Annotated in this window: 9 protein-coding genes; 2 read left to right on the forward strand and 7 right to left on the reverse strand. The window is 67.4% G+C overall.

Translation table 11 applies throughout. The annotated features are described in order from the left end of the window. Window positions 1–59: 59 nt before the first annotated feature. Window positions 60–2,045 carry a DNA (cytosine-5-)-methyltransferase gene (gene dcm / locus ACFVXE_RS25070; protein ID WP_389674302.1) on the forward strand — a complete coding sequence of 662 codons (1,986 nt, stop codon included), beginning with the start codon at window positions 60–62 and terminating at the stop codon, window positions 2,043–2,045. Here the strand turns inward: dcm and ACFVXE_RS25075 are convergent. Further along, window positions 1,960–2,454, reverse strand: a complete 495-nt coding sequence (locus ACFVXE_RS25075; protein ID WP_389674303.1) for a very short patch repair endonuclease — start codon at window positions 2,452–2,454, stop codon at window positions 1,960–1,962. The two genes, dcm and ACFVXE_RS25075, sit on opposite strands and share 86 nt — an antisense overlap. Window positions 2,455–2,510: 56 nt before the next feature. Between ACFVXE_RS25075 and ACFVXE_RS25080 the strand changes: the two genes are divergently transcribed. Beyond that, window positions 2,511–2,699, forward strand: a complete 189-nt coding sequence (locus ACFVXE_RS25080; RefSeq protein ID WP_365373191.1) for an AbrB/MazE/SpoVT family DNA-binding domain-containing protein — start codon at window positions 2,511–2,513, stop codon at window positions 2,697–2,699. Between the two features lie 19 nt (window positions 2,700–2,718). Here ACFVXE_RS25080 and ACFVXE_RS25085 read toward each other — a convergent pair whose 3' ends face one another. The 6 genes from ACFVXE_RS25085 to ACFVXE_RS25110 all read right to left on the reverse strand — a co-directional run bounded on the left by ACFVXE_RS25085 (window position 2,719) and on the right by ACFVXE_RS25110 (window position 13,722). Then, window positions 2,719–4,728, reverse strand: coding sequence for an AIPR family protein (locus tag ACFVXE_RS25085; protein WP_389674304.1), 2,010 nt, complete (start codon window positions 4,726–4,728; stop codon window positions 2,719–2,721). After that, window positions 4,721–5,731 carry a PD-(D/E)XK motif protein gene (locus ACFVXE_RS25090; RefSeq protein ID WP_389674306.1) on the reverse strand — a complete coding sequence of 337 codons (1,011 nt, stop codon included), beginning with the start codon at window positions 5,729–5,731 and terminating at the stop codon, window positions 4,721–4,723. The genes ACFVXE_RS25085 and ACFVXE_RS25090 overlap by 8 nt, the downstream gene beginning before the upstream one ends. Next, window positions 5,728–8,508: a Z1 domain-containing protein gene (locus tag ACFVXE_RS25095; protein WP_389674308.1), complete on the reverse strand. Its 2,781-nt coding sequence runs from the start codon at window positions 8,506–8,508 to the stop codon at window positions 5,728–5,730. Before ACFVXE_RS25095 ends, ACFVXE_RS25090 begins: the two co-directional genes overlap by 4 nt. A gap of 63 nt (window positions 8,509–8,571) precedes the next feature. Further along, window positions 8,572–10,047, reverse strand: a complete 1,476-nt coding sequence (locus ACFVXE_RS25100) for an ATP-binding protein (protein WP_389674310.1) — start codon at window positions 10,045–10,047, stop codon at window positions 8,572–8,574. 182 nt (window positions 10,048–10,229) lie between these two features. Then, window positions 10,230–11,774: a hypothetical protein gene (locus tag ACFVXE_RS25105; protein ID WP_389674311.1), complete on the reverse strand. Its 1,545-nt coding sequence runs from the start codon at window positions 11,772–11,774 to the stop codon at window positions 10,230–10,232. A 76-nt stretch (window positions 11,775–11,850) separates the two neighbouring features. Beyond that, window positions 11,851–13,722, reverse strand: a complete 1,872-nt coding sequence (locus tag ACFVXE_RS25110; RefSeq protein ID WP_389674313.1) for a hypothetical protein — start codon at window positions 13,720–13,722, stop codon at window positions 11,851–11,853. Window positions 13,723–13,742 lie beyond the last annotated feature (20 nt).

Raw genomic sequence — 13,742 nt, forward strand, 5'->3', positions numbered from 1 at the left:
TGCCAGAGGTTGTGTGATCTCCTGGTGCTCGTTCTTCTCGTCCGATGGAGGTTGGCGCAGTGCGCAGGCAGCACTATGGGGTGCCTCTGGAGCGGAGCGACTGTCTGGAGCTCAGGCGCCACAGGAACAGTTGCAAGCCCGAGAACTTCGGCAAGTGGCTCGGTGGCTTCGGTGCTGACAAGCGTCTGGCCGTCGACCTCTTCTCTGGAGCGGGTGGACTGAGCCTCGGGCTGGAGCGAGCCGGGTGGACGGTCGCAGCTGCGGTCGACTTCGACGAGCGGGCGCTCCAGACGCACGCTGCGAACTTCCCGGGTATGAGTCTCCACATGGATCTGGGTAATCCTGACGAGCGTGACAGGCTCGTCGAGATACTGGCGCCCGCCAAGATCGACCTGGTGGCCGGAGGCCCGCCATGCCAGCCGTTCAGCAGGGCTGGCCGGAGCAAGATCCGCAGTCTCGTGGAGCATCACGGCCGCGATCCCCATGATCGCCGCAAGGAGCTGTGGAGCGCCTACCTCGACGTCGTGAAACGCCTCCGGCCACGTGCGGTCCTCATGGAGAACGTGCCGGACATGGGTCTCGGCGACGACTTCTTCGTGGTACGCACCATCGAGGAGCAGCTGGAGGACCTCGGATACGCGACGCAGATCCGTCTCGTCGATGCGTGGAAGTACGGCGTTCCGCAGCACAGGAAGCGACTGATCCTGCTCGCGAGGAACGACGTGGAGTGCTTCTCGTGGCGGCAGGAACTGGAGCACGATCAGCGGACCACGCTGCGTGACGCCATCGGTGACCTGCCGGTGCTGCCTGTCGTGCCCACCGAGCGTGTCGGGCAGCGCGAACTCCCGTACGAGGAACCGTCCGAGCTTTCCAAGTTCGCTCAGGACATGCGTAAGTGGGCGCGCAAGGACCGGGTGTGGGACCACATGACCCGACGGGTCCGGGCGGACGACGCCGAGATCTTCTCCAGCATGGACTCCACCACCCTGTACTCGCAGATCTCGCCGGAACTGCAGCGTTACAAGGCCGACCACTTCACGGACAAGTACAAGAAGCTCGACTGGTCGGATCTCAGCAGGTCGATCACCGCCCACATCGCCAAGGACGGCTACTGGTACATCCACCCCGACCAGGAGCAGCCACGCACCCTCACCGTGCGGGAGTCGGCACGGGTGCAGACCTTCCCGGACAAGTTCCGCTTCGCGGGCACGCGCAGTGACGCCTTCCGTCAGATCGGTAACGCGGTGCCGCCTCTCCTGGGTGAGGCCGCGGCCGAGGCGCTGCTGCCGGTAGGTGACGGGCAGCCGGCTGAGGGCGGACTCCGACCCCACTGGCGGACGGTGCGAGAGGACCTGACCGCTTGGGCCCGGGGACAACGTGACGCGGAGAACTGGTACCAGCTGCCGGGCAGGCACATGTCAGGCTTGCAAGCTGCCGTGGTGGCCATACTGTCCGGGACCAGGATGCGGCCCGCCCAGTTGTCGGCGATGGTCGAGGTCGTACGGGGGCTGACGTCACTGAACACGGCCTCACTGGAGGCGCTCGCCACGGCTGCGCCGACCGAGGCTGCCAAGGTCCGGGTCGCCCGGCTCTCGGTGATGGTCGGCGAGTCCAGCGCCTGGGAGGACGAGAAGAAGGTCCGCGAGTCCCTGATGCTGAAGCCGGCGGAGGCGACGGTCTACCGGCTGCTGATCGCGGAGGACCTTCTGTGGGTCGGGCAGGGTGCACTCCGCGTCGCCGCTCGTTTGCACGGCAGCGCTTCGGACCGTACGAACAGGCTCAGCGACGGTCGAGTGGACCTGGTGAAGCTCGTCGGGGCAGGCGAGGACGCGCCCCTGCGCATGGCAGCTCTCCGCCTCATCGGGACCAGTATCTGCAGGGCCAAGGAGCCTGTCTGTGATGCCTGTCCTCTCAGCCAGTACTGCGCTGACAGGGAAAGTCTCTCGGGCGATCACCTGTTCACGGAGGTGCCGAACGAGACGAACGATCGGGAGACGGTGCCCGCCCAGTCGCGTCAGGCTGGTCGCACCGTCGGGCGACGCTGAGCGCAGCGCCCTCGACGTCCGTCCGGATCTCGCACTCCCAGACACGGACGACGGTCCACCCGGCAGCTTCGGCCGCAGCGGTGTTCCGACGGTCCCGTTCCTCGTTGGTCTTGATCTTCGCGGTCCACAGGGAGGCGTTCGGACCGCGGAACGTCTTCGGGCCGTGGACGGGGCACCCGTGCCAGTAGCACCCGTCGACGAACACCGCGACGCCGTGCCTGGGCAGGACGAAGTCCGCCGTGCAGCGGGCGGCCACCTTGCGCTGTAGCCGGAACCTGAGGCCGAGCCGGTGCACGGCCCGCCGCAGAGCGACTTCGGGTTTGGTGTCCCGGGAGCGCCGACCGCGCAGGTGGCCGCTCTGCTCGGTGCGGACCCATCCCTTGACGGCAGCTTCCTCATCTGGTGCCATGGTTCGTCCCCAGGCCGACGTCGCTCCTATAAGGGCGAGAGTGCCACACTCGTCCCATGCTTCGTGAACCAGCAGAACTCCGTGTCGACGACCGCGGCCGGGTCGAGCTCCCCCTCGGCCTGCTCGCAGAGGCCGGCATCGCCCCTGGGTCGGGTCTTCTGGCCTTCAGCGACGGAGACGGACGGATCGTGCTCCGTCGCGCCGAAGACGCCATGAGGGATCTCCTCGAACGCGGGAAGCTCTGAGGCCGACGAGCTGCCAGGTTCAGGCTTCCGAGACGAACCCGAGGGACAGAGCCCTGTTGCGTGCGTGTAGCGCCTGAACCGCTTGCGGCTCCGGGATCTCCTGACCGAGTTCGAGTCGTCTGCCAACGTACTGTGCCAGCTGCCGCTGGGCGGGCACGAGATTGCGTGTCTCCTTCGCCCACCGCTCGACGGCGTACCACTCGTCCGCCGGGATCGACGCCACCTCGTCGCAGGCGCCCTGGCTACCTCCTGAGCCCCCTGCGAGAGTCTTCTCGTCCAACGGATGCTCGAGGAGCTCCGCCTTCAGGTCGGCGGGCACGGACCATGGCACGCGGGAGACCGCGTCCCAGCACACGACCTTCTTCGCCCACTCGCCCACGTGGTTTCCCTCACGCGGCCTGGTCACCACGCGCATCACCCTGGGACAGAGGTCGTCGATCGCCGCCTTGACCGCGGGGGAGACCTGCTGCTCCCGCCAGATCCTGTCCAGGTCGATGCGCTGGTTCGTCGCGAGCGACAGACGGGCCACGGTGTACGCCGTGATCATGCTCTTGTAGCTCCCGGCCTCGTGGCTCGCCGCGATGCGGTCGACCGCTTTGAAGAGGACGGCCATGGCGATCACACGTTGGCAGTACTGGACGTCGACCTGCGGGGTCGCCTCGTCGATGCGGTCCATGAACGCGACGAAGTTCTTCTGTGCGCCACGGCTGACCTGGAACGGGAGGTGGTTCCAGGAGTTGCAGTACTTCGCCAGGTCCGCCTTCGTGAACTTCCGGTTGGTCGGATTGAGGTTCTTGAAGGCGCGCTGCCTCGCCGGAGTCCGGGCCTTGGCCAACTCGTCGGTGTACTGGCCGCGCGCCCGCTCGTAGAACCAGTGAACCTCTTGGCCGCTGCCGTCCGTGGCCGGCGCCCACAGGGAGCGGGTGATCCGCTGCACGGCCACGTGGTACTCGTGGTTCGAGCTGAAGTCGACCATCGTCACCCGGTTCTGGGTGTTGGAGTACTCGGAGATCATCGGGACGATCTCCGACAGACGCTCGGGGGAAACTTCCGTCAGCTTCATCTGAACGGACACGTGCGACAGGTCCGCCTTGTCACGGCTTCTCGCGTAGTGCAGGGAGGCTGTCGTCTGACCGCCGTTCACGACCTGCAGTCCGTGCACGCGGCGGACACCGGTCGGTCTGCCTTCGGCGTCGTGAACGAAGTCGACCTGCGAAGCGGTGGCCGTGATGCCGTTGTTGTACGCCAGGAACCTTCCGGGGGAGTTCAGAAGTGTCTCCCGGATGCCGCGGTTGACGGTCCCACGGGCCTGTAGGAAGGAGCGGACGTTCAGTTCGAGGAGCCTGGTCCCGTGTTCCCCGTACAACTCGGCGAGCCTCTGGCCGGGAATCACGGTCATGGTCACCGAGTGGTCGGGTTCGCTGCTGGGTGCTGCGACGCATGGCAGCGGCGGGACGAACTCGACGACGATGGGTTCGCTGATGCTGCCGGAGGTCTCGTGACGGTGCAGGCGCGCGAGGTCCCACACCTCGTGGGTCACCGGGAGGCCGTCGAAGTCGGTGGGTGGCACCGCGGTGCCGGTGCTGACGCGGTTGCTCAGCAGGAAGAGCCGAACTCGCTGTACCTCGGTGAGGGACTTCTCCACCGCCGCGCACATGTCGTAGACGTCGAAGGACTCGTCGATGTGCTGGCGCAGCCCGTCCCGGCAGCGACGGACGAACGTGAGGAGCCGTCTGAAGTAGGACTCGACCAAGCCCTTTGTGAGCTTGGAAGCCAACGGCTCCATGTCGAAGTCCGTGACGAACAGGTCGAGACACTCACCCGTGTCCCCGATGCCGTAGCCGTGGACCAGGTGACCGTGCGAGCCGTGGAAGGCGCTGAACGTGTTGGAGGCGATTCCGCCCTTCTCCAGGTCCTCGAACACGCGTCGCGTGAAGGCCTCGGGAGTGGTCGTCCCCTCGGCCTCGGCCGTGGCCTGGACGTCGACGACGACGTCGTGGGCGTACTGGTACAGGTCGAGTTCAGGCATGGGTCCCCCCGATGAGTGCGGTCACCTCGTCGGCCGTGGCACGGTACCGATCCAAGGCCGAGATGCTCAGGCTGTACGTGCAGTCGCCCACTCCCTCCGGCAGGTCGGCTTCGACGAGCCTCGGAAAGGCGTCCCGTACGTGCCAGGAACGCAGGTCTCGGAGGGTGTACCGAGGCTCTTCGTACAGGTCCCGGTGGCTCGGGAGATAGCCGGCCCTCACGAGCCGGCCGTCGAAGTCGGCGCGTACGGCCGTGCTCGTCAGCTGCTCACGTACGCGGTCCACCAGGCGGTTCAGACTCTCGCCGGAACCACCTCGACGTTCGTCGAGCATGACCAAGGACAACAGGAGTGCGGGCGTTCCCGTGTTATCCAGCTGGCGTTCGCTCGCGATACGGATGTTGCGGGGGCGCTTGGCCGTGCTGGCCTTCGTCTCGATGGCCACGGCGGACAGGTGGAAGTCCTGGTTGGCCCCGCTCGGTCCGGCCCAGGAGCCGACGGCTTCGGACGCCCCGACGACTGGCAGGACGCGGTCGCGCAGCAACAGGAGCTCGCCGACGAGCCCGCGACGGGCCTCGGGACCGAGACCGTCCTTGCCCACGGAGCGAAGAAGGTCCTGCCAACGCTCGAACCGCTCCACAGCCGCGGTCAGGGCTGCCGCGGCTCCGGGAGCTCCCCTGACGGTGTCGGCGACGTCGGTGACGAGAGGGTTGAACACCTCGCGGTGCTCGTCCGCGGTGAGGACCACCTGCAGCTCGTACTCGAGCCGCGACACGGCACTCAGGTTCATCTCCAGGCCCGCCGCGCTGGGCAGGCGGGTCACGGAGCGCACGATGTGGTCCGCGGAGCGTGCGTCGGTCCTGAGTACGAGCATCCGTCGGTGCGCCGGGTGGGAGACGGACAGAAAGACGTCCAACGGGGCGTCGGGGTACAGGCGGATGCTGGATCGCCCCTGGGCGGTCTGAGGCGCCTCGAGGTCGCGCCACTCGGCCTCCGTGATGGTCACTCCCCGTCCCCCTCGTCGTCCAGGGCGTCGAGGCCCTCCTGCTGCCAGATGCTGTTGACGACGTACTCGGTGTCGGACTGGTGCTTCGAGAGCGGAAAGCTCACCTTGAAGCCAACGAGCGGCGACTGAGGGGAGGCGTTCTCGGACGCCGGCCGTTCGACGAGGTAGACGAGCAGCAACGCCTGGTCGGGTCGTCGCTGCCATCGGAGATGATCACCTGAAGGGGTCTGGGGCACCTTGTCACGCTTCTTGATGGCCGCCGCCTTCTGCGTCGCCTGGAGGGCGGCCAGAACCTGGTCCTTCTCGAGGTCGAGGTGCTCGTCGGGAGGGCTGAGCAGACGACGGATCGTGTGCCGGCCGTCCCTCTCGGTGTCGTTCAGCGCCGTGCGCTCCACGGGTCCCACCTCGTGACCGGAGACGTTCTGGTAGTCCGTGGACGCCCTCTTCCCGACGAGCACCACCGTCCACTCCAGAAGCTCTCCGACGGCCGTGCACTGTTCGATGTACTTCGCGATGAAGCGGGGGCGGACTCTCTGCGCCATACGGTCCGTCTCGTAACGGCTGAGAAAGTCGACGACGGCGTCGGAGGTCACCTGTGACCACGTCACGTTGGCACCCGTCGTCTCCTGCCGCCCTGTGGAGTGGGCTTCGAGTCTCCGGACGAACTCCTCGAGGACCTTGAGGTTGTGCTCTGGGACCCCGTCGGAGAGCTTGAAGATCACCGTCTCCGGCCCCTCCCCGGAGTAGCTGAGCATGACCTTCGTGCCCTGGCGCATCTTGTTGGCGGCCGTGACGGCGAGCCCGAGTGACGAGGCACGGACCTTCAGTCCGAAGTTCCTCGGGCTGAGGTCCAGCGCCGCCATCTCCTCGACCTCGCGACGCAGTTCGTCGGTCGCAGCGGTCACCTCGATGTACTTCGCCTGCAGGTCGGGCGTGGTGTACAGACGGCAGAGATCCTCGTGCCCCGGTCGGTAACCGAACCAGCGTCCCATCTGGAGCAGGGTGTCGTACGTGGTGGAGGTACGCAGGTAGTAGCTGACGGTCAGCCCCTCCAGAGTGAGGCCCCGGGAGAGCTTCTGGCCCCCGATCGCGATGACCGAGAGACCGGTCCGGCGGTGCTCGTAGTAGTCCAGGGCGTCGCGAGAGGCGCCGTTCACTGTCTTTACCACGATCTTCCGCAGCGCGGGCATCAGCTGGTTCGACACGTCGTCCCAGGTGACGCGCCGGGCCTCGTCCGCAGGGAAGTGGTCTGTCGTGGGTGCGAAGTCGCCCTCCCACAGGGCCCGGAGCCCGGCCGTGCGTTGTGCTGCCTGCCCGTATCGGTCACGGAGAGAGTCCACGAGGAGGCGCAGGTAGTCGTCCACCTGGTCGCGGACGATCCCCTGGACCGCCGTGAAGCGGGTGACGTGCACGAGCATGGAGTTGTGCACCTTCGTCTGTCCCCGTACCCTCCGGGCGGCGCTGGCGATGACGAACGAGTCGATCGCGTCGCGGAGGGACTGCGGAAGGTCGTCGGAGGGGACGAACGAGGACTTGTGCTTGCTCGGGATCCAGCTCTCCGAGTCGGCTACGGGTCGCACGAGGGGCAGAGGAGGAACGTCCTCCTCGTCGTCGTTGTCGGTCCGGAGCCCGAACACGCGTTCCGGACCAAGATAGTTGGTCGGCGAGGGCAACGTGCGGATGAAGCTGTCGGGGAAGAGGTCTGCTCCGAGTTCGACGTGGTTGACGTCGGGGTCGATGTAGATGTTGGCGAAGGGAGTGGCGGTGTACCCGACGTACGCCGACTTCTCGAAGCTCTTCATGAGCTCGCGGATCGCGCCGTTCGTCTTGGTCGGGTCCGCGTCGGGGTCGCGCTCGGTGTTGATGGAGGCGTTGTCCGCCTCGTCGTCGATGACGAACAGGGGAATATCGCGTACGACCTTGTTCCCCGTCTCGTCCTCGGTGCCTTGGACCTCGGTCACCCACGTTCGCAGGTACTCCAGAATCCTCCAGTGCTTCTTGACGACGAGGACCACCGGGAAGCGGCCGAGCGGGAAGTTGACGGCGTTGGCGGCCTGGCGGCCGAAGTCACCCTTCTCCGAGCTGTTGGTGGGGGACGCGATGTCGAGCTTCTTGACCCCCGGCATCCGTCCGGCACCCATGAGGCGGGACTTCCCGTTCTGGTTGGACCGCTGCTGGTGCTGTGTATCGAACCCGAGCAGCCCCTCGTCGACACGGAGCTGGGTCTGGCTCCGGAGGTCGTTGTGGATGCCGGCGAGGATCACTACGAACTGGTATCCCGCGTCCACCGCCTTCGCGGCCAGACCGATGTACTGGCCGGTCTTTCCTGACTGCACCTGACCGATGACCAGACCCGTCCGACGCCAGGAGCCGACTCGGCGAGGGTCCTCGAGCTGACTTAGGACCTCGTCTGTGCTCTGGTCCAGCCGACGAACGACTAGCGGGGGGAGGCTGCGTACGTCCTCCAGGTAGCGCCGGTAGCGCTCCCAGAAGTCCCATGCCCGGTCGTTCTTCGCCTCCGGCAGCCACGGTTCGTGTCCGCTGTCGCTGTCCAGGCCGGAAGAGCCTTCCTGGAACACGGCTGTCAGGACCTCGATCTCCTTGGCCAGTTGGTCACGGTCGAGAACCTCGCCTTGGCCGGCGAGCATCCCGAAGATGACGGTCACCGCGTTCTGCACTTCCTCCGGCGACGGCTGACGGTCCTGCGACAGCAGTGCCAGCACCAGACGACGGGCCTTGGCAAGGGACTCCGACGAGTTGTCGGGGGTGGAACTCACGGCAGACCTCCGGCTGAGCGGGAACGGCATGGGGCAGATTACGCGCGGACACTGACAACGGCCTCACCCGTTCCAGAAGCCCTGCATCTGGTCGAAGGGGGGCATGGTCCGCAGGCGTTCGCGGGCGGCCGCAGGGGAACGGCCGTCCGAGACCAACGCCTCGTAGATCCGCTGTGCGACCTCCGTGGCCCCTGCGTCGGCGGGACCGGGGCCGCCGAAGGGCTCGGGGTCGTCGCTGGTGTCCGTCTCGTGCATCACACGGAGGGCGGTGACCGGCACGGTCTCCTCGAGCAGGCGGATCAGGGCACGAACGTCGTCCGGGCTCGCACCGCCGGCACGCAGCGCCGCCTTCACGAGGGGATGACCACGGTTGACCCGGCAGGTGACCCGGTCCTCGGACCGACGCACGTTCCACGCGTACAGCAGCGGGTCCCCGTGCGTGCGCGCCGCGATCTGCCCGCGGTACCGCAGCACGTCGGAGGCTCGTCTCCTGGCCTGCAGGGCGATGCGTCGCAGGTGGGAACGAAGGGCGACGGGCGGCACGACGCTGGACTTCCGCACGTCGACCATCCACTCGACGTCGGTCTCGGCGGGGATGTCCACGGCGATCCGGGCCAGGTTGTACTTCTCCTCGCGGCGTAGCCCGCGTTGTCCGAGCCAGTCGCCCGCCAGGATCAGACGGTCCCGGCGGTAGACGTAGAACCCCTGCTGGTCCAGCCATCCACGTGGGCCTCCGGCCTTCTCGTACTCGTCCGGGGTGAGCCTCTGAGCGCTCGGGAGGACGAACGCCTCCACCCGTACGGAACCCGATCCCAGCGGCAGGCGCTCGACGGGAAGTGGCTGTACGGACGGGTGGCGGGCGAGGAAGGGATCCCAGGGCGTGACGGGGGTACCGGACACCCGGAGGTTGAGCCGGCGGCCTCCGGTGAGGAACCGCGCGAAGACCATCCCCAGGTGGGACTCGGTGCGCGCGGACTCCGCGTAGAACTGCTTCTGGGTCCGTTCGTCCTCCACCGTCACCGCGCCGCCGTGGTAGCCGTTCAGGCGCCGCCACAACACGACCGTCCCGTGGTCCGCCGTCCCCCGGATCCGCTCCAGCAGTTCGGTCGTCGCCTCGTCCGCGCCGCGGAGCAGCCGCCACTGACCGGAGGTCTCGACGACGTCGAGGTCCCAGGTGCGCACGTGCCATTCGCCGGACCTCGCGGTGGCGACGCTGAGCTGCCGGGCCTGGGAGAAGGACGCGGACTTGAGACCCACGCCGAAACGCCCGAGATCGGTGGCACTGCGTGTTGCCGCGGGGCCGCGCGCGGCGACGGTCATGGCGGTCACGAGGTCCTCGGCCGTCATCCCGGCACCGTCGTCTGCGACGGCGATCCACGAGTCCTTTCCGGCCCAGGTGAACTCGACGTCGACCGTTGACGCCCCGGCGGAGATGCTGTTGTCCACGAGGTCCGCGATGGCGGCAGGAAGCGAGTACCCGAGAGAACTGAGGGAGGCGACCAGGCCCGCCGGCTCCGGAGCCGCGATGTCGTACGTCACGCCGATTTTCCAGCCTACTTCCGAGTTCTGGTGATGGATATGATTATCCACCGGCATCGCTACCTGCAGGGGATGTATCGCCGTCCCGAGAGGACGCACAAGCACCGTGCTCTTAGTGGTTCGGCTGGTTGACCGGACGAGTTCACATGACGCGTCAGACAGCCGATGTCCAGGCTGACTCGCTACCCGAAGCGGGGGCGCCAGGAGCTCGTGCGTATCCCGAGCGCGTCGACGTGTACTCGGTGTCGGCCCACGGAGATCGACCGTTTCCGCACGTCGAAGTGCACCCCTCTGGCCGGGAGATCCGGGCTCCTCAGGGCGGTCACCAAGGAACCGAGGTCGGGCGGCGTCCCCAGCGCCTGCACGTAACGGAGAGAGGTGGCGTGCATGTCCGGAACGGGAAGAGGGCGCGTGGTGAGCTGCTGCGGCGTGCCGACGCACCAGGTCCAGCCGATCGAGTCGAACGAGGGCCAGCTTCTCGGCAGACGAGCACTCGCGGCACCCGATCGGAGCTCGCCTCTGAGACGGTCCAACTGCCGTGCTGCAGAACTGATCCAGCTCTCTACCTTCATGCCCTCGTGCAGGGACAGGGCTTCGATCGGCCACTTGATCTCGAGACAGAGGCCGAGCCGACGGGCCGGGTCCACGACGACCACGTCCAGATCGCCGGCAGACCCGCCGTCGGTCCTGGCGGCCGGGACGCGCTCGGCTACCAGGGCGCCCGGGGTGGCGCGCAGCCAGTCCGTCCAGGCCGTCGCACGTGCACCCTGCTCCCTTCCGATGCGGCCGAATCCACCAGGCGCATGAGTGGCCGAGCGAAGCATGATCGCGTCCACGGTTCTCGGCGTCAGAAGGGGTGGGCAGATGATCACGACGTCGTCGTGGCTGATCAGGGGGGAGGTCCTACAGGACCTGCCGGGTCGGTAGGTGAGTCTCTCCACCACCAGAGCCTGGTGCGCCTCGGACACGTTCGGGCACATCTCCGCGATGACGGCGAGCAGCTGGGAGGTCGGCATGTGCGCGAGCGTCGCCTCCAGACGGGAGAGCCTGTGCGCGGTGTGCTCGCTCAGAGAGGCGATTCCCATGATCACGGCCAGGACGCTGGTCATGTCACCGGCGGTCATCCCCTCTCCGAGTTGGAAGGAGTCGGGAACCTGGCCCTCGGGTACCGACTGCCGGTACACCTCGATCGTCGCGGCGGCCCGCTGGACAGCTGCCTTGAGGACCTCCGGCGGTGGACCGCCACGAAAGTCGACGACTCGGGACGAGATCCACTTCCGCTCCACGTCGGAGAGCAGGGGTACGCCCGTGGGACGCGCGTCCTGCTCGAGGATCATGTCGGCCACTTCGGCGGAGGCGTCCCAGCGGTGACGCACGCGGAAGTCGCCTCTCGTCATGCGTACGTCGTAGGCACCGCTCCGGATGCTGGCCTCCAAGGGGTCGAACCGCTGGGCTGCCACCGCAGCGAGGACGATCTCGTCGGCGTCCCCTTCCGAGCACGCACCAGTGCCGACGGGTTGGTCGTGATGCCACGCGACGAGTTGCGCGAGAACGCTTTCCCACGGAACGTCCGTCGTGACTCCCGAGTTGATCTCCATCGCGCGGACTCTGGCCGCGGTCCGGAGCAGGTCGTAGATCCGCTCCGGACCGGAGTTCCATCCGCGCAGCGTTAGGGCCCGGTCCCGGGCGTCGGCAAGGACGCCCAGCAGGTCCTGTTCTGGTCTCACGCAGAGCTCCACTCGTGCACTTCGGTGGTCGGGAGCCCTGCGTGTCGACAGGGCGGGTCGGGGACGGCCGTCGGGCTCAGAGACTCGGGTCCCAGTACCCGACTCTCGAACCGTCCGGGGAACCGAAGAGATGCCAGCGGGAGAGGTTACGGTTCCAGGACTGACAGGCCGTCTCGGGCAGCTGCAGGCAGCCGTGGTCGGCACCCTCGTTCGTGATCATGCAGTTGGGGTCATACAGGCAGGAGTCGTTGTCGACGGAACGGCTCACGACCGCGTCGAGGTTCTGCTCCAGGACGGTCCTCATAGCGCCCAGGCTGAAGTCGCTGCCCCCGTTGGGGTAGACGGCGAAGGCCAGGTCGTACGGGAACAGGTACTCGGACAGGCTCGTCTCGCTGTACCCGCTGTCGACCGCCAGCGCCCGCAGGATCTGGTGCGACAGGGAGTGCAGCAGTCCGAACAGCTCGTGCACCGGGAGGTCGGGGTGTCCCGGAGCGGGGCGTACCTCGTGGGAGAGAGCCTGGCCGTTACTCGGACCGAGCTGGTGTACAAGCCACTGGGCGACTCCGCCGGCGTCGTCAAGCGTGCGTCGGCTGACGAGATCGTTTCGAACCATCCAGCGGCTCACCCGGTCCCGGTCCACCGGGAAGAGCAGGGCTTCCGCCTGGGTGGGGTGTGCGTAGAGGAGGGTCTTCTCGGGAGCACCCCGTGACACGCGACCACGGTAGGGCACCAAGTCCGCCTCCTCGGGGCTGAAGCCGGTTCGGCTGTAGCCGATCGCGAGGTAGGTGATCGGTAGATCACTCACCAGACAGGTGTCACGGCTGAGGCCGGCGGCTGCCAGGACCCCGGGGTAGCGTTCGTAGAGCGCGCGCCGCTCCGGGTTGCGCGCTTCCCGCTGCAGTCGGGGAACCCCGAGGCGTTCCAGATTGAGAACGCGACGGTAGGTGTGCAGCTCGGCCGCGAGCCCACGGGCGTCGTCACTGCCTGCGTCGAGCCCGAGGGCCTTGCCCACCCGGTCCCGCAGATGGTCCACCTCGACAGGCATGAAGCGTGCCCGCAGGGCACGCGCCTGGTCGTGCAGACCGGCCTCCTCCATCACCCGGATGCTCTCCACGACCTCGTCGGGGACGTCCACCGTGTGCCCGTCCGTGAGCCGACGGAACTCGTCCTCGGTGATCTCCCCGAGCCACCAGCCGAGCACGGCCGCGGTGTACAGCGGATTGCTCTGCCGGGTCGCCTCCTCAGTCGTCGTCACGTTCACGAGGGTGAGCCCGTGGCCGACGTGCGCGGTTCCCGCCGAGTGAAGCAGGGGGTTCATGAACTTGTCCGGGTAGCTGCACGAGGAGTTGCCGCAGCTCCACTGCACCCCCAGAGGAAAGCCACAGGTCATGCACTCCCAGCGGAAGTCGCGGAACCGACTGGCGCGGTCGTCGAGCCTGAACCGCGTGTGCCCCCTGGGGCACTTGCTCGGGGGGTACATCGGCGACGTCTCACCGCACTTGTGCGCGAAGACGAACTGGAGCTGCCGGTTACCGACCACGCCGCCGCAGGCCGGACAGGCCGGCGGCCAGTCGTCGGTTCCGGGCCGAGGGTCGCCGGCCGTCCAGACGTGCCCGCACCCGGCCCTGGAGCAGCGCACCACCCGGGGCCAGACGCGACAGAAGACCTTGCCCGGGACCACGACCTCGTAGTGGCGATCGGCGAGTCGGTCCTGGTCACCGGGAAACTCGGGTGCGCGGTCGGAACCGGGGACGAACGCACGTCCGGCGGTCCGCCATCTGCGAACGAACCTCATCGCCTCCTGCACGAGGTGGTCACGATCCAGGGAGGGACCGTCGAACTCCTCGTCACGCCCGAGCTGGATCACCTGCGTGGTGTACCCGCCACGGTGGTCGAAGGTCTGGCCGGGCCGGAACCTGAAGAGGACCTGGCCACGGTCGCGTGACATCTCGTCGTTCCTGGGGTTGA

The organism is Streptomyces sp. NPDC058231, assembly GCF_042882275.1.
Lineage (GTDB): Bacteria > Actinomycetota > Actinomycetes > Streptomycetales > Streptomycetaceae > Streptomyces.

Coding starts and splice junctions, on each gene's coding strand:
- ACFVXE_RS25080 (WP_365373191.1), top strand. CDS start 2,511: ATGCTTCGTGAACCAGCAGAACTCCGTGTCGACGACCGCGGCCGGGTC.
- ACFVXE_RS25075 (WP_389674303.1), bottom strand. CDS start 2,454: ATGGCACCAGATGAGGAAGCTGCCGTCAAGGGATGGGTCCGCACCGAG.
- ACFVXE_RS25085 (WP_389674304.1), bottom strand. CDS start 4,728: ATGCCTGAACTCGACCTGTACCAGTACGCCCACGACGTCGTCGTCGAC.
- ACFVXE_RS25110 (WP_389674313.1), bottom strand. CDS start 13,722: ATGTCACGCGACCGTGGCCAGGTCCTCTTCAGGTTCCGGCCCGGCCAG.